The sequence below is a fragment of the Streptomyces sp. NBC_01439 genome (assembly GCF_036227605.1).
In the GTDB taxonomy this organism is placed as follows: Bacteria; Actinomycetota; Actinomycetes; order Streptomycetales; family Streptomycetaceae; genus Streptomyces.
The window spans coordinates 2074182-2093819 of record NZ_CP109487.1 but is presented as its reverse complement, the minus strand read 5'-3'; the positions used below and the strand labels follow the sequence as shown (position 1 = coordinate 2093819).

The 19638-nt window shown below is 71.0% G+C and carries 22 protein-coding genes; 10 read left to right on the top strand and 12 right to left on the bottom strand.

Annotation, left to right across the window (positions count from 1 at the left end):
- Positions 1–183: 183 nt before the first annotated feature.
- The 4 genes from OG207_RS09190 to OG207_RS09175 all read left to right on the top strand — a co-directional run bounded on the left by OG207_RS09190 (position 184) and on the right by OG207_RS09175 (position 5512).
- Positions 184–1056, top strand: a complete 873-nt coding sequence (locus OG207_RS09190; protein ID WP_329097557.1) for a helix-turn-helix domain-containing protein — start codon at positions 184–186, stop codon at positions 1054–1056.
- A 132-nt stretch (positions 1057–1188) separates the two neighbouring features.
- Entirely contained in the window at positions 1189–2556 is a 1368-nt protein-coding gene (locus OG207_RS09185; RefSeq protein ID WP_329097555.1) for a 6-phospho-beta-glucosidase, read from the top strand.
- Between the two features lie 135 nt (positions 2557–2691).
- Complete coding sequence (locus OG207_RS09180; RefSeq protein ID WP_443072692.1) at positions 2692–4752, top strand: MDR family MFS transporter; 2061 nt, start codon at positions 2692–2694, stop codon at positions 4750–4752.
- 97 nt (positions 4753–4849) lie between these two features.
- Positions 4850–5512 carry a GOLPH3/VPS74 family protein gene (locus OG207_RS09175; protein WP_329097553.1) on the top strand — a complete coding sequence of 221 codons (663 nt, stop codon included), beginning with the start codon at positions 4850–4852 and terminating at the stop codon, positions 5510–5512.
- Positions 5513–5537: 25 nt separating this feature from the next.
- Here OG207_RS09175 and OG207_RS09170 read toward each other — a convergent pair whose 3' ends face one another.
- Complete coding sequence (locus tag OG207_RS09170; protein WP_329097552.1) at positions 5538–6041, bottom strand: nucleotide triphosphate diphosphatase NUDT15; 504 nt, start codon at positions 6039–6041, stop codon at positions 5538–5540.
- Positions 6038–6655 carry a helix-turn-helix domain-containing protein gene (locus tag OG207_RS09165; protein ID WP_329097550.1) on the bottom strand — a complete coding sequence of 206 codons (618 nt, stop codon included), beginning with the start codon at positions 6653–6655 and terminating at the stop codon, positions 6038–6040. Before OG207_RS09165 ends, OG207_RS09170 begins: the two co-directional genes overlap by 4 nt.
- Before the next feature lie 66 nt (positions 6656–6721).
- On the opposite strand from OG207_RS09165, the gene OG207_RS09160 reads away from it, so the two are divergent.
- Together OG207_RS09160 and OG207_RS09155 are read left to right on the top strand one after the other, a co-directional pair.
- Positions 6722–7699 carry an NAD(P)/FAD-dependent oxidoreductase gene (locus OG207_RS09160; RefSeq protein ID WP_329097547.1) on the top strand — a complete coding sequence of 326 codons (978 nt, stop codon included), beginning with the start codon at positions 6722–6724 and terminating at the stop codon, positions 7697–7699.
- 132 nt (positions 7700–7831) lie between these two features.
- Positions 7832–9232: an FAD-dependent oxidoreductase gene (locus OG207_RS09155; protein ID WP_329097545.1), complete on the top strand. Its 1401-nt coding sequence runs from the start codon at positions 7832–7834 to the stop codon at positions 9230–9232.
- An 84-nt stretch (positions 9233–9316) separates the two neighbouring features.
- Here OG207_RS09155 and OG207_RS09150 read toward each other — a convergent pair whose 3' ends face one another.
- Positions 9317–10414 (bottom strand): ATP-dependent DNA ligase, encoded by a 1098-nt coding sequence (locus OG207_RS09150; RefSeq protein ID WP_329097543.1) that lies wholly within the window; start codon positions 10412–10414, stop codon positions 9317–9319.
- 75 nt (positions 10415–10489) lie between these two features.
- Here OG207_RS09150 and ligD point away from each other — a divergent pair, with 75 nt between their 5' ends.
- Positions 10490–11509, top strand: coding sequence for a non-homologous end-joining DNA ligase (gene ligD, locus OG207_RS09145; RefSeq protein ID WP_030016235.1), 1020 nt, complete (start codon positions 10490–10492; stop codon positions 11507–11509).
- A gap of 6 nt (positions 11510–11515) precedes the next feature.
- Here the strand turns inward: ligD and OG207_RS09140 are convergent, their stop codons facing one another.
- From OG207_RS09140 to OG207_RS09125, 4 genes are all read right to left on the bottom strand, one after another.
- Entirely contained in the window at positions 11516–11923 is a 408-nt protein-coding gene (locus OG207_RS09140) for a hypothetical protein (protein WP_329097541.1), read from the bottom strand.
- Complete coding sequence (locus tag OG207_RS09135; RefSeq protein WP_329097539.1) at positions 11923–12354, bottom strand: MarR family winged helix-turn-helix transcriptional regulator; 432 nt, start codon at positions 12352–12354, stop codon at positions 11923–11925. Before OG207_RS09135 ends, OG207_RS09140 begins: the two co-directional genes overlap by 1 nt.
- 64 nt (positions 12355–12418) lie before the next feature.
- Positions 12419–13495, bottom strand: coding sequence for a response regulator (locus tag OG207_RS09130; protein WP_329097537.1), 1077 nt, complete (start codon positions 13493–13495; stop codon positions 12419–12421).
- Positions 13488–13703 carry a hypothetical protein gene (locus OG207_RS09125; RefSeq protein WP_329097534.1) on the bottom strand — a complete coding sequence of 72 codons (216 nt, stop codon included), beginning with the start codon at positions 13701–13703 and terminating at the stop codon, positions 13488–13490. Before OG207_RS09125 ends, OG207_RS09130 begins: the two co-directional genes overlap by 8 nt.
- 477 nt (positions 13704–14180) lie before the next feature.
- On the opposite strand from OG207_RS09125, the gene OG207_RS09120 reads away from it, so the two are divergent.
- Positions 14181–15089, top strand: a complete 909-nt coding sequence (locus OG207_RS09120) for an alpha/beta fold hydrolase (protein WP_329097532.1) — start codon at positions 14181–14183, stop codon at positions 15087–15089.
- A 9-nt stretch (positions 15090–15098) separates the two neighbouring features.
- Here the strand turns inward: OG207_RS09120 and OG207_RS09115 are convergent, their stop codons facing one another.
- Complete coding sequence (locus OG207_RS09115) at positions 15099–15761, bottom strand: TetR/AcrR family transcriptional regulator (protein ID WP_329097530.1); 663 nt, start codon at positions 15759–15761, stop codon at positions 15099–15101.
- Between the two features lie 124 nt (positions 15762–15885).
- On the opposite strand from OG207_RS09115, the gene OG207_RS09110 reads away from it, so the two are divergent.
- Positions 15886–16680 (top strand): VOC family protein, encoded by a 795-nt coding sequence (locus tag OG207_RS09110; protein WP_329097528.1) that lies wholly within the window; start codon positions 15886–15888, stop codon positions 16678–16680.
- A gap of 57 nt (positions 16681–16737) precedes the next feature.
- Positions 16738–16986 carry a WhiB family transcriptional regulator gene (locus OG207_RS09105; RefSeq protein ID WP_329097526.1) on the top strand — a complete coding sequence of 83 codons (249 nt, stop codon included), beginning with the start codon at positions 16738–16740 and terminating at the stop codon, positions 16984–16986.
- Here the strand turns inward: OG207_RS09105 and OG207_RS09100 are convergent, their stop codons facing one another.
- The 4 genes from OG207_RS09100 to OG207_RS09085 form a co-directional block, all read right to left on the bottom strand.
- Positions 16987–17568 (bottom strand): hypothetical protein, encoded by a 582-nt coding sequence (locus tag OG207_RS09100; RefSeq protein ID WP_329097524.1) that lies wholly within the window; start codon positions 17566–17568, stop codon positions 16987–16989.
- A complete protein-coding gene (locus OG207_RS09095) occupies positions 17565–18041 on the bottom strand; it encodes a hypothetical protein (protein ID WP_329097522.1) in 477 nt (158 codons plus the stop codon). Before OG207_RS09095 ends, OG207_RS09100 begins: the two co-directional genes overlap by 4 nt.
- A gap of 140 nt (positions 18042–18181) precedes the next feature.
- Positions 18182–19315 (bottom strand): hypothetical protein, encoded by a 1134-nt coding sequence (locus OG207_RS09090; RefSeq protein WP_329097520.1) that lies wholly within the window; start codon positions 19313–19315, stop codon positions 18182–18184.
- The gene (locus OG207_RS09085; protein WP_329097519.1) at positions 19308–19610 is read right to left on the bottom strand and encodes a hypothetical protein; all 303 of its coding nucleotides are present in this window, start codon (positions 19608–19610) and stop codon (positions 19308–19310) included. Before OG207_RS09085 ends, OG207_RS09090 begins: the two co-directional genes overlap by 8 nt.
- Positions 19611–19638 lie beyond the last annotated feature (28 nt).

The window sequence follows — 19638 nt, the reverse complement described above, 5'->3', positions numbered from 1 at the left end:
AATGAAGTCGGTAGCAGGATCGCCACACGGAAATGAAGATCCAGACCGGAGGAGGGGGAGCTCTCAGTGCCACATCTCGCAGCGGTGGGCCCGTCCGATGGACTCGCCCGAGCCGTTGAAGAGCGCCTGGCGGGCGAGGAACCCGCCCGCGGTGCAGTGCGGTCGGAGCGACGCAAGGAGATTTTGCGCCAGCGCCGCGAGGAGCTGGGCCTGAGCCAGGAAGACCTCGCCGCCCGACTGCGCATCAGCGTGCGCGCGTACGGGAACTGGGAAAGAGGCCTGGTCAAGGAGTGGACGGATCGCAAACTCCTCGCCCTGGCGGAGGCTTTGGAGATGAGCGAGCGGCAGTGCTTCTGGCTGTTCCGCGTCATGGTCGACCGCGACCCGCCGCCCACGTGGCGGGCCGCCGAGGAGAACCGGCTGCCCGAGGACCCGGCGCAGCGTGACTACCTGTGCGATTACGCGGCCCTCATGGAGTCCGTGCCGTACCCGAGCTTCCTGGTGGACCACCGCTGGGACGTCGCCCTGACCAACTCGGCCTTCGACCAGCTCTTCCAGTCGGTGAGGCCGCACCCGACGGCCCTGCCGGACGACAACTTCCTGCGCTTCGTGCTGTTCCACCCGGACGCCGCTGCCGTGCTGGAGGACCACGAACCCGCTTGGTGCGTACCACTGTTGGCCCAGTTCGCGACCGCGCTGGCCGGGGCCCCCGAGGACGAGGGGCTGCGCAGCATCCGCCAGGAAGTGGCCCGTGACCCGTTCATGGAGGCGGCCTACCGGTACGGGGTGCCGCACTGGCTGAGCACGCACGGTGCCGACGCCGCCGAGCTCGACGGGGCGGTGCGCACCGTGCGCCACCCCGACCCGCGGTGGGGGCTGGTGCGGTGCCGGATGGTGGCCGAGACCAGTCGGATGCTGGGCGAGATGGGACTGACCCGGATCACCCTGATCCTCTCGACGCCCACGGGTGCACCGAGGGGCCCCGTCCGCAGCGGCGCCGGCTTCGCGCAGCAGCAGGGCGCCAGGCTGCGCGCCGTGCCGTCGCCGGTGGAGTGACCGACCGGGGCAGACTGGTGCCGACGTACGTGTGCCGTGGCTTCCGTGTCACCGATCGTGGCATCGGCCGGCCGGTTGGCCGGCACGGCGGCGCCGGCAACGGGATCTGTACTGGCGAAAGGCGGTAGGGGCGTGCGGCTGACCATCCTCGGCGGGGGCGGCTTCCGGGTACCGCTCGTCTACGGCGCGCTGCTCGGCGACCGCGCCGAGGGCAGGGTGTCCCAGGTGACGCTGTACGACGAGGCCCCGGCGCGGCTCACCGCCATGGCCCGCGTGCTCCGCGACCAGGCCTCGGCCGCTGCGGCGGCCGATCCGGCGGTCGACGCCCCGGCCGTCACGGTCACCGGAGACCTGGACGAAGCCCTGCGCGGCGCTGACTTCGTCTTCTCCGCCATCCGCGTCGGTGGCCTGGAAGGGCGTGCTGCGGACGAGCGGATCGCCCTGGCCGAGGGAGTCCTGGGCCAGGAGACGGTGGGTGCGGGCGGGATCGCGTACGGCCTGCGGACGGTGCCGGTGGCGCGCGCGATCGCCCGCAGGATCGCCCGTACCGCCCCCGAGGCGTGGGTCATCAACTTCACCAACCCGGCCGGGCTGGTCACCGAGGCCATGGCCGAGGAACTCGGCGAACGGGTGATCGGCATCTGCGATTCCCCCGTGGGCCTCGGCCGGCGCATCGCCAGGCTGCTGGGCGCCCGCCCGCAGGACGCCTGGATCGACTACGTCGGTCTCAACCACCTGGGCTGGGTGCGCGGGCTGCGCATCGGCGGCCGCGACGAGCTGCCCCGGCTGCTGGCCGACGCCGAAGCCCTGGAGTCCTTCGAGGAGGGCCGGCTCTTCGGGGCCGAATGGCTGCGCTCGCTCGGTGCGGTCCCCAACGAATACCTGCACTACTACTACTTCAACCGTGACACGGTACGGGCGTACCAGGAGGCCAAGCAGACGCGCGGGGCCTTCCTGATCGACCAGCAGCGCGGCTTCTACGCCGAGGCCGCCCGGGTCGGGGCACCGGCCGGGGCGGCGCTGGCCGCCTGGGACCGTACCCGGGCCGAGCGCGAGGCCACGTACATGGCCGAGAACCGCGAGGCGGCGGGTGCCCCGGAGCGCGAGGAGAGCGACCTCGAATCCGGGGGCTACGAGAAGGTCGCGCTCGCGCTGATGCGGGCCATCGCCCGGGACGAGCGGGCCACACTAATCCTGAACGTCCGGAACCGGTCGACGCTCTCCGTCCTCGACGCCGAGGCCGTCATCGAGGTGCCCTGCCTCGTCGACGCGAACGGCGCCCACCCGGTGGGCGTCGCCCAGCTGCCCCTGCACGCGGTGGGGCTGGTGACGGCGGTCAAGGCGGTCGAGCGGGAGGTCCTGGCGGCGGCCGCGAGCGGTTCGCGGGCGGACGCGGTCAAGGCCTTCGCGCTCCATCCTCTGGTCGACTCGGTGGGGGTGGCCCGGCGGCTGCTCGACGGGTACGCGGCGGAGCACCCGGGCCTGGCCTACCTGCGCTGAGGCCGGGGCCACCTGCGCCGAGGCCTGCTCCCTCTGCGCCGAGTCCGGGTCCACCTGCGTCGGTCCCGGCGGGCGGTTCCTCCGTACGGCCCAGCGCCACATGCGCGGCGGCGGGCGCGCTGTGACAGTGCGAAGGTGACCACTGCCCCCGCCACGGCCCCCGCGCCCCCCGAGATCGACCGGCGGCGGCGCAACGTCATCTTCGGCACGATCATGCTCGGCGTGCTGCTGGCGGCGCTCGACCAGACGATCGTCGGCACCGCGCTGCCCACGATCGTGGGCGACCTGGGCGGCGGCGACCACATGTCGTGGGTGGTGACCTCCTACCTGCTCGCCGAAACCGTCGCGACGGTCCTGGTCGGCAAGTTCGGCGACCTCTTCGGCCGGAAACTGATCTTCCAGATCTCCGCCATCGTCTTCATCAGCGGCTCCTTCCTGTGCGGCCTGTCCAGCAACATGACCTTCCTCATCGTGTGGCGCGGCGTCCAGGGCGTCGGGGCCGGCGGCCTGATGGTCACCGCGATGGCGCTGATCGCCGACGTGGTGCCCCTGCGCGAACGCGGCAAGTACCAGGGCATGATCGGAGCCGTTTTCGGGGTCGCCACCGTGATCGGACCGCTGCTCGGCGGGTTCTTCACCGACCAGCTGACCTGGCGGTGGTGCTTCTACGTCAACGTCCCGATCGCGATCCTCGTCGTCGTCGCGGCGGCCAAGACGATCCCGACGGTACGGGCCTCGGGCAAGCCGGTGATCGACTACCTGGGCATCGCGCTGGTCGCCGTCGGCGCCAGCGCGCTGATCCTGGCCACCAGCTGGGGCGGGAACGAGTACGGCTGGACCTCGCCCGTCATCATCGGCCTGTTCGCGGGCGGCGCGGTCGCGCTGGCGCTGTTCTGTCTGGTCGAGACCCGGGCCGTGGAACCGATGCTGCCGATGCGGCTCTTCCACAATCCGGTCTTCGCCGTGTGCTCGATCCTGAGCTTCGTCGTCGGATTCGCGATGCTCGGTGCGATGACCTTCCTGCCGACCTACCTCCAGTACGTGGACGGGGACTCGGCCACGATCTCGGGCGTCCGGACCCTGCCCATGGTCATCGGCCTGCTGATCGCCTCCGTGTTCAGCGGCAACGTCGTGAGCAAGACCGGCCAGTACCGGATCTTCCCGATCGTCGGGAACGCGGTCATGGGCATCGGCCTGTACCTGCTGTCGCGCATGGAGCCGGGTACCAGCACCCTGCTGGAATCGTTGTACATGTTCGTGCTCGGCACGGGCATCGGCCTGTCCATGCAGGTGCTGACCATCGCCGTGCAGAACACCGTCGACTACGCCGACCTGGGCACGGCCACCTCGGGCGTCACCTTCTTCCGTACGCTCGGCAGCGCCTTCGGGACGGCGGTCTTCGGAACGATCTACGCGAACCACCTGGGGCCCGAACTGGAGGCGGCGTACGTGGAGGCGGCGCGGCTCGCCGGACAGGATCCGGCGGAGCTGGCCAAGGCCGCGTCCACCCCGGAAGGGGTGCACCGGCTCGATCCGACGGTCGCCGCCCCGGTGATCGACGCGTACGCGCAGGCCCTGCAGACCGTGTTCCTGTACACCGTTCCGGTCGCCGTGTTCGGTTTCGTCGTGGCGCTCTTCCTCAAGCAGGTACGGCTGCGCGACAGTGCCCGGGCCGGCTCCACGGACATGGGCGACGGGTTCGGCTCCCCGGCCACGGCCTCGGGGGACTCGGCCAAGCTGCTGGAGCTGGCCGTCGGCAAACTCGTCCGGAACATGGGCGCGGACACGGCGCGGGGGATCGTCCAGGGCTCCGACACCCGGCTGGACATCGCGGGAGCCTGGGCGGTCATGCAGGTGGACCTGTTGACCCGGACCGTCGGCCACGCCCCCCTCGCCCTGATCGCCGGCCGCCGGTCCCTGCCGCCGGAGGTGCTGATCCCGGTCTACGAGCGGATGGCGGACGAGGGCTTCGTCAGCCGCCAGGACGGCTTCCTCACCCTCACCGCGGCCGGGCAGCGGGAGGCCGACGTGATCTCGAAGGCCTGGGGCGACTGGCTCAAGGACCAGTTGGAGAAGGACCGGGGGCGGCCGCGGAGCGCCGAACTGCGGGTGGCGGCGGACGCCATCGCCAAGCGGTTGCTCGCGGAGGACCTGGAGGAGGGCAACTTCGCGCCAAAGGTGGTGCTGCGGCGGTAGGGCCCGGACCGGAAGGCAACCTCGCGCGTCGGACGCTCGTCATCCCCCACGAGGCGGTAGGACGGACGGACCGTCAGGCGGACGACGGGGGGCGCTCGTGAGGATCACACTGGCCGAGGAGATCATGCTGCTGTCCCTGGACGACGAATCCGGGGCGGCGCGGCAGCGGCAGGCGGCGGGTTGGGCCGTGGCGGGCGCGCTGCTGCTCGAACTCGTCCTGGCGGAGCGGGTGTCGGTGTCGGGCAAGTACCTGGAGCTCGGGAACACCGAGTCCACGGGGGAAGAACTGCTCGACGGTCGGATCCGGTTGATGCAGGCCTGGCTGCGGGGCCGCGGCAAGTGCCGGGTGACGGACTGGCTGACGAAGGACCAGCCCAGGGCGGTCGGTGCCGCCCTGGAGAGGTTGAGCGAGCGCGGGCTGGTCGTGGCGCAGGTGCACAAGGTGTTCGGGGTGTTCCCGCAGCGCCGCTATCCGGAGGCGGACGGCACGGTCGAGCGCGCCCTGCGCGAGCGGCTCCACGAGGTCGTCTTCGGCGGCGCCGCGCCGGACGAGCGGACGGCGGGACTCATCGCCCTGATCCACTCGGCCAAGCTGCACCGGCTCGCCTTCCCCGGCCGGCAGCCCGACGAGGTGACCGAGAGGACGGCGGAGATGGCCGCCGGCCGGTGGGCGGACGAGAGCGTCCGGGCGGCCATCCAGGACATGCAGGCCGCGATGGTGACGGTGACCACGGTGACGGTCCTGACGGCCACCACGTAGGTCGTGTTCTCAAAAGGTCGGGTTCTCAAAGATCCTGCCCGGCCCGCGCCGCCGGGTTCGAGGTCGGGTAGGCGTACGAGGCGACGTCCGGCAGCGCGGTGAGGTCCGGCCGCCAGGCGCGCAGCACGGCCGCCGACGGGGCGTACAGGGCCGAGGGGATCTCGGCGGGGGCGAACCACTGCCAGCGGGCGATCTTGTGCGGCTCGGTGACGGCCGGGACGCCCTTCGCCGAGGTGGTGACGGCGGCAGCCGTCAACCTGACCAGGCCGGACTGCGCGTCGATCTGCACGGACAGGATCCGGATCGCCTCGGGGGCCGCCCGCAGGTCCGTCTCCTCGGCGAGTTCCCGGGCGGCGGCCTGCTCGAAGCCCTCCCCGGGGTCGACCTTTCCGCCGGGCAGTTCCCACCGGCCGTCGTGCGCCTGGCCGAGCAACACCCGGCCGTCCGCCGCCAGGACGACCAGTCCGACGCCGACGACGGCATGGGGTTGCGGCGCGGCCCGCTCGGGGCGTTCGTGGGGGGTGTTCATGGACGTCCTTCCGACGGAGGGGTGGGCCGGGCCCGGACGTGGATCCGCTCGCCCTGGGGGCCGAAGAGGCTGAGGAACTCCGCGGGCTGCGGACCCGCGTTGAAGAAGGCGTGCGGGGTGCGCGTGTCGAACTCGGCGGCCTCGCCGGGACCGAGGACGAGGTCGTGCCCGCCGAGCAGCAGCCGGATGCGTCCGGAGAGCACGTACAGCCACTCGTAGCCCTCGTGGACCTGTAGCTCGGGCTCGGCGGGCGGAGCTTCGAGGGGCGGCAGGATCTGCTTGAAGGCGTGGACCCCGCTGAATTTCCGGGTCAGCGGCACATAGGTGCTGCCGTGCCGGACGAAGGGACGCGGGCGGACCCGGGGGTCCCCGGTCTCAGGGGCGCCGACCAGCTCGTCGAGCGCCACCCGGTGCGCCCTGGCCAGCGGAAGCAGCAGCTCCAGCGTCGGCCTGCGCTGCCCGGACTCCAGCCGGGAGAGGGTCGAGAGGGAGATGCCCGTGGTCTCGCTGAGCTGGGCCAGCGTGGTGCCGCGCGCCCGGCGCAGGGCGCGCAGCCGCGGGCCCACGGCGGTGAGCACGCCGGCGAGTTCCTCGTCCTGCTCCTCGGTGGCCATGGATCCATTTGCCGCTTCGGCAACAACATTTGTCAAGCGGGCCGTCGCGGGCAGACCCTCACAGGTATGGACAACGCAAGCGACAGCTCCTTCAACGTGGTCGTCGTGGGCGGTGGGGCCGCCGGGCTGGCCGGGGCACTCACCCTGGTCCGGGCCCGCCGTACGGTACTGGTCATCGACTCCGGCAGCCCGCGCAACGCCCCGGCCGCGCACATGCACGGGTACCTGGGGCAGGACGGGGAGAGCCCCGCCTCACTGCTGGCCAAGGGGCGCGCGGAGGTGACCGGTTACGGCGGGGAGATCCGGCCGGGCACCGCCGTCGCCGCGGACCGGCTGCCCGACGGGACCTTCGTGGTCCGCTGCGGGGACGGCAGGTCCGTCCGGGCGCGCCGGCTGCTGGTCGCCACCGGTCTGGTGGACGAGCTTCCCGCCGTGCCGGGCCTCGGCGCGCGTTGGGGGCGGGACGTGCTGCACTGTCCGTACTGCCACGGCTGGGAGGTACGGGAGCAGCCGATCGCGGTGCTGGCGGACGGGCCCCTCGCCGTGCACCAGGCCGAGCTCTGGCGGCATTGGAGCGGGCGGACCACCCTGCTCGCGCACACCTGGCAGCTCACCGCCGAGGACCGGGAACTGCTCGCCGCCCTCGACGTCCGGGTGGTCGAGGGCGAGGTGACCGGCCTCGCGGTCGAAGACGGGGCGCTGACCGGCGTGACCCTGGCGGACGGCGCCGTGGTGGAGTGCCGGGCCCTGGTGGTCGCCCCGCGGTTCACCGCCCGCTCGGGCGTCCTGACCGGCCTCGGTCTGCCGACCACGGTCGTGGAGCGGGACGGCCGGGCGATCGGTACCTGCGTCGAGTCGGATCCGGCCACCGGAGCCACCGCCCTGCACGGGGTCTGGGTCGCGGGCAACGTGACCTCCCCGCTGGAGAAGGTCCCGGGTGCAGCCGCCCAGGGGGTGCGGGCGGCGATGGCCCTCAACGCCGACCTGATCGAGGAGGAGACCCGGCGGGCCGTTCGGGCCCACCGCGCGGGCGCCGGAATGTGACTCGGAGCGTGAGTCGGCGCGTGTGCGCCGGAGTGCTTTTCGGACATCCGTGCGGGTTTCGGTCGACTCCCGTTCGCGCAGGCTCTGAGCAGTGTGATCGTCATACGGTCCAACGGCTCGGGGGGACGCTCCATGGCACATGTACTGGTCATCGGCGGAGGCGTCGCGGGGGCCGCCACCGCGCTGCTCGCGGCACGGCGCGGACACACGGCGGAGGTCTTCGAACGCGATACGAGGGCTCCGGGCACGGCGCTCGACCGCGACTTCTTCGGCTGGCGCCGGCCGACGGTACCGCAGGCGGCCCAGCCGCACGTGCTGCTCGGGGCCGCCCGCAACGTGCTGCGCGCTGATCTGCCCGACGTCCACGAGGAGATGCTCCGGCTCGGCGCCCGCGAACGGCACGAGCTGGACTGGTTCGACGTACGTCCGCCCGCGCGACCGGGCGACGAGGACCTGGTGATGCTCCAGGCCCGGCGCATCGTGCTGGAGAGCGCCCTGGCCACGGCGCTGCGCGCGGAGCCGGGGGTCGTCGTCCGGTACGGGGAGCCGGTCACCAAACTGATCACGGCCCCGGGGTCGTCCGAGGGCATCGGGATCCAGGTGACGGGAGTGACCACCGAGATCGGGAGCTACCCGGGGGACCTCGTCGTGGACGCCGGTGGCCGGCGCGGCGGCACCGAACGCCGGCTGGCCGAAGCGGGCTGCCGACCGCCCGTCGTGGAGCGGCACCGCACCGGGCTCGCATACTTCTGCCGCTGGTACCGGCTGCCCGCGGGCAGGGACGAGGGGCCGCGTCGGCCGTGGGCGGTGACCGGTGGGCCCTTCGCCGGATGCGCCGCCTTCCCGGCCGACAACCGGACCTTCGCCGTGACGCTGTTCGTGCACACCGCCGACCCCACGCGCTCGGCGCTGCGCGACCCGGCCGTCTTCGAGGCGGTGGCGCGCACCTTCCCGCCCGGTGCGGCCTGGCTGGGACTGGGCGCCGAGCCGCTGTCGGGCGTGCTGGCCACGGCGAGCCTGGACAACCGGTGGAGCGCGCTGGTCGACGAAGAGGGCCCGGTGGTGACCGGGCTGGTGCCGGTCGGGGATTCGATCACGCACACCAACCCGACCCTCGGGCAGGGGACCTCGCTCGCACTGTGGGCGGCGCGCAGGGTGGCCCGTACGGCGCACCGGGATCCGGGATCGGCGCGGTACGCCACCGATCACCACGCCTGGGCGGAGCACACCCTGAAACCGTGGTTCGACTTCCAGGTCGTCGCGGACGCGGCCATCGGGGAGCGCTTCGCGACCAGGGCGGTGCGCGGCGGGACGGCGCGCGAGGTGTCCGCGCTGTTCGACTGCGCGCTGGAGGACCCGGAGGTGATGCGGGCGCGGGCGCGGGTCCGGCACCTGGCGGAACTGCCGGGGCGGGCGTACGCGGATCCGGAGGTCCGCGCCAGGGTGGCGAGCTGGCTGGCGGCTCGGCCGCACTACGCGCCGAACGCGTCGGGGCCGGACCGGGAGGAGTGGGAGAAGCTGACGGCGGGCTGAGCCGAGGGGCGGCGACGTGGCGGCCCAGCCGTGGCGGCGCGGGGGCGGCGGCTCGGGCGTGGTGGCCCGGTGGTGGTCGGTCGCTCAGTCGGGGGAGTCGTCGGCGCCGGTGGCGCCGGCGGTGGGACCGAGCACCTCGGTGAGGTCGTAGCCGACGACCTCCTCCAACTGGGCGTAGGTGCAACCCTCGGGCGTCCGGTCGGGCCGCCAGCGGTGGAACTGGGCGGTGTGCCGGAAGCGGTCGCCCTCCATGTGGTCGTACTTCACCTCGACGACCCGCTCGGGTCGCAGCGGAATCCAGGACAGGTCCTTCTTGCCGGTCCAGCGGCTCTGCGCGCCGGGCAGCCGGGCACTCTCGTGGGCGGACTCCTCGGCCCAGGCGGCCCACGGGTGGCCGGTCGGGTCGGGCATCCGTAGCGGTTCGAGTTCCTCGACCAGCTCGGCGCGGCGCTTCATGGGGAAGGCGGCGCACACGCCCACGTGCTGGAGGGTGCCGTGGACGTCGTACAAGCCGAGCAGCAGTGATCCGACAATCGGACCGCTCTTGTGGAAACGGAAACCCGCGACGACGACGTCGGCGGTACGTTCGTGTTTGACCTTGAACATGAGGCGGGCATCGGGCCGGTAGGGGAGATCGAGGGGCTTGGCGATCACTCCGTCGAGCCCGGCGCCCTCGAATCGCTCGAACCACTCCTGCGCGAGCGCGGGGTCGGTGGTCGCGGGCGCGAGATGCACGGGGGGCCGAGCGGTGGAGAGGGAGCGGACGAGGGCGGCACGGCGGTCGGCGAGAGGGGTGTCGAGCAGCGCGTCGTCGCCCAGTGCGAGCAGGTCGAAGGCGACGAAGCTGGCGGGCGTCGTCTCGGCCAGCATGGCGACGCGGGACTGCGCGGGATGGATCCGCTCGGTCAGCCGGTCGAAATCGAGGCGCCCGCCATGAACGATGACGATCTCGCCGTCCATGACGCAACGGTTCGGCAGATTGCTCTTCAGGGCCTTCACCAGCTCGGGGAAGTACCTGGTGAGGGACTTGCCCGTGCGACTGCCGAGCTCGATCTCGTCGCCGTCGCGATGCACGATGGCCCGGAAGCCGTCCCACTTGGCCTCGTACTGCATTCCCGGCGGGATCTTTGCGACGGACTTGGCGAGCATCGGTTTCACGGGCGGCATCACTGGCAGATCCATGCCTTCGATTCTGCGGTGGTACGTCCGGACCTGCCCGGTATGCGGGCATGACCGGGCCCGCCTACCGTGGCGCACATGGGTGCTGCCGGTAATGCGATCGAGCTGGACGCGGGCGGGCGGACGGTACGGCTGTCCAGCCCGGACAAGGTGTACTTCCCGGAGCGCGGCCTCACCAAGCGGCACGTGGCCGAGTACTACCTGGCGGTCGCGCCCGGCATCACGCGCGCTCTGCGCGACCGGCCCACGACCCTGGAACGCTTTCCGGACGGGGTGGAGGGCGAGTCCTTCTTCCAGAAGCGGGCACCCAAGAACCTCCCCGACTGGATCCCCACCGCACACATCGCCTTCCCGAGCGGCCGCACGGCCGACGAGATCTGCCCGACCGAACCGGCCGCCGTCCTGTGGGCGGCCAACCTGGGGTGCCTCACCTTCCATCCCTGGCCGGTGCGGCGCGAGGACACCGACCGTCCCGACGAGCTCCGGATCGACCTGGACCCACAGCCGGGCACCGACTATCACCATGCGGTGGCGGCCGCCCATGAACTGCGAGCCCTGTTGGAGGAGCTGGGGCTGCGCGGCTGGCCCAAGACCTCGGGCGGCCGTGGGCTGCACGTCTTCGTGCCGATCGAGCCGCGCTGGACCTTCACCGAGGTCCGGCGGTGCGCCATCGCCCTCGGCCGAGAACTGGAACGCCGCATGCCGGGCAAGGTCACGACGGCCTGGTGGAAGGAGGAGCGCGGCGAGCGGATCTTCGTCGACTACAACCAGACCGCACGCGACCGCACGATCGCCTCCGCCTACTCCGTCCGCCCCCGCCCGCACGCACCGGTATCGGCGCCGCTGCGCTGGGACGAGGTGGACGACGCCGAGCCCCGCGACTTCGACATCGTGACGATGCCGGCCCGCTTCGCCGAACTGGGCGATCTGCACGCCGACATGGACGAGCACGCCTTCGCGCTGGACGCCGTACTGGAACTCGCGGCCCGCGACGAACACGAGCACGGCCTGGGGGACATGCCCTACCCCCCGGACTACCCGAAGATGCCGGGCGAGCCCAAGCGCGTCCAGCCCAGCCGGGCGAAGCACGAGGACTGAGTGCCGCTACGCGGCGGCGTCCCGCCCGGGGAAGGGGGCGAGGTCGGGCTCCACCCAGCCGTTTTTCGCCTGCGGGGCGGCCAGCGTGGCCGGACGGTAGTAGTGCGTCAGCAGACGCTTGTCGAGCAGTGCGGGGTGGCGGTCGGCGAAGGCGGCGTAGTCGTCGTCGCCGTCCTCGGCCGCGTAGTACCCGACCAGCTCCACCCAGGCACGGCTGACGGTCGCGTGGTACTTCTGCGGCGCACCCGCGTAGCGGGCGGTCCGCCGGATGCCGTCACTGACCAGCACGATCGCCGCGGGTATGCCGCAGCGGCGCGCGGCCAGCCAGGTCAGGTGGACGTGCTCCCGGTGACCGAACCGCTCGGCGCTCGCCATCACTTCGGTCATCAATGCGTCAAAGGTGGGTTCGGTCATCAGGTCACCTCGGTCATGGCTCGTAGTGCTGCGCGTAGCCCGGCGACCGCCTCGGGCGACAGGCCGTCGAGCGCGCGCCGCTCCAGATCGGTGATGGTCCGCCGGATCCTCGCGGCAGCCACCTGCCCGGAGTCGGTGAGTACGACGAGCACCGCCCGGCGGTCTCCGGGACGGGCGCCCCGGGTGATGTGACCACGCCGCTCCAGGCGGTCCAGCACGCTGGTCAGCGTGCTGGGTCGGGTCCCCACGGCCGCTCCCAGCTCGGACACGGTGCGCCCGTGGCCGTCGGCGAGATTGGCCAGCGCGTTGATTTCGGAGGCGGTCAGATCCAGGTCGACCAGCTCGCCGGCGAGCACCTGGAGGGTGGCATGGGTGGCCCGCTGGAGCGCCAGCAGGGCCGACCAGTCAGATGGCACGGTTTCGGACTTCACGTTTTCGAACTATACGATTTCGTCTTATCTGCTGCAAGCGGGAGCTCTGGTGTCCCGCGGTCCTCTACGGGGTGTGTCGCTCCAGGTAGATGGAGGTGAAGACGGCGACCTTGGCGCGCAGGGCCCACGGGTCGAAGGGCTTGCTGATGTAGTCGACGGCGCCCGCCGCGTACCCGCGGGCAGAGTGTTCGGAGTCCAGGCCCATGGCGGTCAGGAAGATGATGGGGATGTCCCGGGTCCTCGGCCGGCGCTTCACATGGGCGCAGGTCTCGTAGCCGTCCATCTCGGGCATCTGCACGTCCATGATGATGACCGCGAAATCGTCGTGGTCGAGGAGCGCCTTGAGTGCTTCCCGGCCCGAGGAGACCGTGACGAGTTCCTGGTCGAGCGTGGCCAGGACCGCCGTCATGGCGAGCAGGTTGTTCGGCTGGTCATCGACGATGAGGATTTTCGGCATGGCCTGCGGTGTGGCGGCCGGTCCGGCCACCGTGACCGTTTCGACGGCCTCCAGCTGGCGTTCGAGGAGGTGGCAGCGGTCCTCGGCCGCGGCACGCTGGGCCTGTGCCTGCCTGAGGTCCGCTCCGAGCCGCTCGATTTCGATCTGGAGCGTGTTGCGTTCATGGAGGAGTCCGGAGATGTCGGGGTAGGCGGCGGCGAGCTCGTCCGCCCGCCGCTGCTCGGCGATCCGGTCCGCCTCCAGCTGGTTGAGCCGTGTCTCCAGGTCTGCGATGCGTTCCGTCCGGTCCAAGAGCGCATCGCCCAGGACGTCCCCACGGACGCTGGACCGCCGGGAAACCCGGTCGGCATCGGCGAGCTGCTGTTCCAAGATCTCCACCGCGTGCTTGGGGGAGGAAGAAGCGTCCACGGCTGACCCGTACAAGCCCCGCACGAACTCGATGGCCTCCGTGGTCACCGCGCTTCCACGGTGCTCGGCCACATCGGCGAAGAGGTCGCTGATCACCTGCCACGGAGGTAACCGGGTCCCGTTCAGATAGCGCGAGAATGTCCCGGGGTCACGCTGGCGCCGCGCTGCGTACCGGCGGACGGACACCCCTAGGCCTTCGAACAATTCCCGTAGCGCCTCTGCCAGTGCACGGGAGGCATCGTTGAGGTCGTCGCCCAAGGGCCGCAACTCACCCATGGTGCTGTTCCTTGGCCGTCCCGCGGCCGTCGGTATCAATGGGGTGGCCGAAGAAGGGTACGGCCGGGCCCACCACGGCGATGCCCGCGAGGAGGATGCGCGCGGCGCCCGCCCCCGTGACGGCTGTCAGCCCACCTGGCACCGTGCCGGCTAGCAGAGCGAGCAGAAGCACCAGGGTCGACCTCAGTGACGGCAGAGGACGGTCCATCGTGATTCTCCATTCGTGCAACCCGTTCCACGTAACGGGAGTTGGTGTCCATCCGGCGGATTGCGGGAGGGAGAACCAGCATGGACGACCCGGCGAACGTTGCAGTACGTGATGAGGAAACAGGAGCGACAGCAACTCCCGTTGCGCCGTCGCGATCGCCTGCTGACGGCCCATCGCCACTGGTCAAGGGCCTACCCGCATTGATCGTTGCCGCTGTTGCTCTGCAACGCTGCGCCATCCGGCAACGATGCGCCGGAGAGGCCGTCCCTCCTGGTCGGCAGTGACGACGCCTGATCGACCCTTGCAGAGCTGATGAGACGCGCCTGGTTCCGATGAGAACGGACAACGGGCCCAGCGGTGGTCGCCATGCGCTCACCAGGAAACAACACGAACGATCGTGCTAATATCTCCGCATTGGCTCGCCACCGGCATCTGGCTGCCCTGAGGAGAATTCCGGAGAACCTGCACATGCGTCCCATGGCTTCACTCCTGAGCACCACCCTCAACATCACCGCCCGGCTCGCCCCGGGACTGGCCGGGTCCCGGGCCTTCGTGCTCTTTGTCCGGCCCCTCGGGCGCGCGCGACTGCGGCCCGAGGAGGCGGAGGTGATGGCACGGGCGGTGAGCGGGCGGATGATCGTGCACGGCACGGCCGTGACCACCTACCGCTGGGGGGACGGGGACCGGCCCGTGCTGATCGTGCACGGCTGGTCCTCGCGCGCCTCGCGGTTCGCCGGCTTCATCGAGGCCCTGCGCGCCCAGGGGCGTACCGTGATCGCCTTCGACGCACCGGGGCACGGCGAGTCGGACGGCCGAGCCTCCACCATCCTCGACTACCGCGCCATCATCGGCCGATTGCACGCGGAGCACGGCGACTTCTCGGCCGTCGTGGCCCACTCCTTCGGGGTGCTCGCCGTCTTCTCCATGCTGTACGACGGCATACGGGTCGACCGTGTGGTCGGCATCGGGGGAGTGGCCCACTTCGACTACCTCGTGGAGCGGTTCCGGGCCGGGCTGAACCTCGGCGAAGGAGTCGGGCGCGCCCTGCGCACCCATGTCGAGCGCCGCCTCTTCCCCGGCGACCCCGACGTCTGGCAGCGCCTCGACGCGCGCCGTCGCCTTCCCGGCCTACGGGCGCCGATCCTCCTCGCCCACGACACGGAGGACGACGTGATCGATCCCGCCCAGTCCCGCGCCATCGCCGCCGCCTACGGCCCGCAGGCCCGCCTGATCGAGACCACGGGACTGGGCCACCGCCGCATCCTGGCCGATCCCGACATCATTGCGGCGGCGGTCGAATTCGCGCTGACCGAGCCCGCCACCGAGCCCGCCACCGAGCCGGGGCACGAGCACGAGCCCCGGCCCACGACTGTGCGACGCGCGTGAGGAGCAGGGTCAGGAAGGCGAGCTGAAGGCGGGCGGTCGTTCCGGGAGTTCGTCCGGAGCGGCCGCCACCGCGCGCAGCCGGCGGAGGATCCCCCGACCAGCCCGCTCGTACGCCAGCGGGTCACCGTGCAGCACGGAATGCGCGTTGGCCAGTTCCATCAGGGCCGTCAGCTCGAAGGCGACCTGCGCAACCTCGTCCGCATCGGACGCGTCCCGGAATCCACCCGTCAGCCGGGCCTCGTCCAGCAGCCGCTCGATGTAACGCGTCCAGTCGGACCGCGCCTTGGCGATTTCGTCCCGTACGGGTCCGGGGCGTGCGTCGTACTCCGCGGAGACGGAGTAGAAGAAGCATCCGCCGGGGAAGACCCGACGTCCGGAGTAGTCGAGCCAGCGCTCACAGAGCCGCCACACCTTGGCGAGACCGTCGGGGTCCCGGTGCACGGGCCGCACCACCTCGTCCTTGAACACGTCCACGGCGGCGCGGACGGTGGCGAGCTGGAGGTCCTCCTTGGAGCCGAAGAGCGCGAACACCCCGCTCTTGCTCAGACCGAGATCCCCGGCGATCTTCCCGAGGGACAGGCCTTCCAGACCGTCCACGGAGGCGATGCTCATCGTCCGGTCGAGAACGGCCCGCCGCGTCTGGTTGCCGCGTTCCACGCGTCCGTCAGCCATAGCACCATCTTACCGAACGCACGGTCGTGCACTCGGTGGAGGAAGGGCGCCGCTGTCAGTGGCGGGTGCGATGCTCGAAGAGGAAGGACAGGGCGCGCAGACGAGGTCGAGAGGAGTACGGACCATGCTCACCACGGACTACAAGGACGGCTCTCCGAACTGGGTGGACCTCGGCGCGCCCGACATCGGCGGCGCCGCCGACTTCTACGGGGCACTGTTCGGGTGGGACTTCCAGGCGGGCAGCGAAGAGGTCGGTGGGTACGGGATGTTCCACCTCGGCGGCAAGACCGTCGCCGGCGGTATGAGCGTTTCGGCGGAGCAGGGCCCCTGCGCCTGGCAGGTGTACTTCCAGAGCGCCGACGCCGATGCGACGGCCGCGGCCGTGACGAAGGCGGGCGGCAAGGTGACCTTCGAGCCGATGAGCGTGCTGGACTTCGGCCGGATGGCGATATGCGCCGACCCGGCGGGCGTGGGCTTCGGCGTGTGGCAGCCCCGGACGAACGCCGTCCTGGGCGCGGTCACGGACGTGGGCACCCTGTGCTGGACGGAGCTGTACACGGGTGACGTGGCAGGGGCCGCCGAGTTCTACCGCGCGGTCTTCGGCTGGCAGACCAGCGAGGTGCCCTACGAGGGCGGTGCGTACACGATGGCCAAGCCGGCCAGCACGAAGGACGAGGCGGCCTTCGGTGGCCTGGTCCCGATTTCCACGGACCCGGTGGAGGAAGTCGAACGGCCCTACTGGACGCCGTATTTCGAGGTGGCCGACTGCGACGCCGCGGCGGCGAAGGCGGAGGAGGCGGGCGGGAAGGTACGCCTCACCCCGGTGTCCATGGAAGGAGTCGGCCGGTTCGCCAAGCTCGCGGATCCCTTCGGGGCGCGGTTCGCCGTCATAGCCAGCACGCCCGCAGTCGGCTCATGACGAGGTGTTGATCAGCCGTTGATCGGACGTCCATCGGCAGCGGTCAGTATCTCCGGCATGTCGATTAACACCACTGCCACAACCACTGACACCGCTTGGTACGACCTTGCCCTGTGCGCCCAGACGGGCCCCGGCTTCTTCTTCCCGGAGCCCGGCTCCTCGCTCCGCGACGCGAAGCGGCTGTGCGGCGCGTGCGAGGGACGGGCGGCGTGCTTGGAGTACGCGCTGGCCAATGACGAGCGCTTCGGAGTCTGGGGCGGCCTCTCGGAAGCCGAGCGCCTGGCCCTGCGTTCTCGCCGCGGCTAATCAGGTGCGCGTCCCTTTCCCGCTCCCCCGGACCAGCCCCACGCGCCGCGCGAGGTCGAATCCCTCACCACCGCACTCTTCCCGGCGCGGAGTGTGGGGCACCACGCGCACGGGGTAGTGCCCCCCGACGGGAGATACGACGCCACCGAAACGGGGGTCCCCGGCGAACCAGATCCGGTCCGGGTGGCCGTCCTCCAGCGTTGCGAGCGGGACGGGGAACGGGATGATCCGGAGCATGGCCGTGAAGTCCTCCCGGAAGGGGATGGCAACGGTTGCTGGACTTCCGTTCAGCCTGCGTTGGTGTCGACACGGAAACTCGCGCCACGGGTAGGCCTGGAGCACAGCAAGGACCCGACGCCGACGGAAGTAGGCGACGACCACCCAGGGCAAATAGGGCGTGACCAGAATGAGCATGGTGCAGAAGGCCCATGCCGCGTGCGGGACGCGCCCGATGCAGACGACGGCGGTTAGCGGAGGACCACTGAGGCTGAGCACCCAATTGAAGCGTCGGACAGCCAAGCGTTTGTAGCCGACCACTGTCGGAGGGTGGTCCCAGGCCGTCTTCGTGAGCGTGATGCTCACAGGAGTACCTCCAAGATGCGTGAGGTTCCGGAGGCCTTCGGCGCACTCGGGTCGGGGTCGGTGAACTGGAGGGTGTGCGCAACCGCTTCGAGGATGTCCGTATAGGCGGCGGCATGCTCGGTGCAGGCGCTGGTCAGATCGAGGACGAGCAAGTGGAGTCCATCCGGATGCACCATTGCGACCCTGGCCTGAAACAGGTGACGCTCGACATCCGCTACGGAAATGATCCCGGCGACCAGCGAGCACGGAAGAGCCGACGGCAGGTCGATGAACCTACGGACGGCGCTGGTCCACAGGGGTGAGCGGGCGATGGCCAGAGCAGCACGTGCCACGGCGAGCCGGGGGTTGGGCTGTTCGATCCGCCGGATCGTCAGGGAGAACAGTGAGGTGGCGACCCCGGCCGGATCCTCGGGATGGAAGCCGAGCGCAGTGTGTACCACGTCGTGCCCCGCCAGTTCCTGAAGACCGTCCATGAGCCGGGATAGCTCTTGTCGGGCAGTAGCGCTGCCCAGGGCTTCCGCGAACGCCTCCAAGGACGCTGCGTCGCCAGTGCCGATGTCGTGGAAGCCCGGGGGCAGACGGAACCAGACCGGCGGGACGCTTCTCTGCTGAGTCACGGCCGCAGCACCGACCAGACATGGCCCGTTTTCCTGATGGCCGATGGGGCATCTTCCAAGACTCCTCGGGTGCCGTCCACAGCCGTCGAGCTCTGTTCGACCACCTCGTTCTCCGGGCCGTAGTCCCCTGCGGCGGTCACCGCACCTGTAACGGCCACCGCCACGCCTACGCGTTCCCTGGCGTCCGGAGTCGACGACCGCATGGCCCATCCGGTGAGCGGGCTCTCCAACCGCTGCAGGTCCTCAGAAGTGGTCCATGCCGTTTGCCTGAACGCGGTGGCCCCAGGGGCGAGTCCTGCCACGGCGCTTCCTTCGGGAGCGGCTGCCATCGCCGCCCGGGCAGCAGCCGTGCCCGCCTTGGCGCCGGAGGCGACCGCCGCGACACCGGGTACCGTGCCGACCGTGTCTCCGAGGAGTGTCACGCTGCTCTTCCAGAAGTCCGCGTCGAACTGGCCCTTGGTGAAGCCGTCGGACAGGGACTTGCGGAACTTCGGGTCCGAGGTGTGCATCGCCAGAGCCGCCAAGGACAGGCCGCTTCCGACGAGCATGATCGCGAGCCCCGCAGGCGGGCAGGCCAGTGCCACCAAAGCGCCGACGAAACCGAGCATCGCCGACGCGTTCGACATCGCGTCCGCCGGATCGTTGACGATCTGGTGCCAGATCGAGGCCAGCAGGCCCGGTTCCTTGGGGGCCAGTCGGTCCGTCGCCGCGTTCAGGGTCTGAGCGACCCGGCGGGCGGCCGTGCCGTGTTCGGCGGCGAGTTCTCGGGCCAGGCGGCGGGCATCGGTGAGGGCCTCCTCCGTCTTCGCCGCCGCGGCCTGGGCCTCGTACCGCGTGGCCAGTGCGCGGTGGGAGACCAGGACGTCGTGCCACCCCGTGAGCTGGCGGGCCGCCTCCGCGAGGGAGGTGTGGGCCGCGCCGAGGTAGCGGGGGAGGTCCTGCGAGAGGGAAGCGCGGAAGGCGGTGGCGGCCTCGCCCTGCCAGGTCGAACTGTGGGAGACCAGGTCCTTCACCACCCGGGAGGCCTCCCCGAGGGAGGTGGCCGAGCCGCTGAGCTTCTTGGCCAGGGCCAGGACCGTCGCGGGATTTCCGGGGGCCGGGTCGAAGCCCAGTGCCGCGTACTCAGTCACGCGCGGCCGCCGCCCGGAGGAACGCCGCACGGACGGCCTGATCGAGCTCCGCGTACTCCGCGGCGCTGCGGTCCACGCCCTCCCGTACGTCCTTGACGCGTTGGGTCAGCTCCTGCGTGCCGTAGGCCCAGTGTTCCTGGAAGCCGTCACACGCCGCGTCGAGGTCCGCCGTGCCCAGTTGGTCGGGTCGTACGTGGTTCAGCGCGCGCCGGGCCTCCCGCAGGGAGACCAGCGAGGAGTCCAGTGTGCGTGTCAGACGGGTCAGCTGGTCGATGTCCACCTGGAGCGAGGTCATGACGCGAAACCCTGGCAGAGCGGGGCTC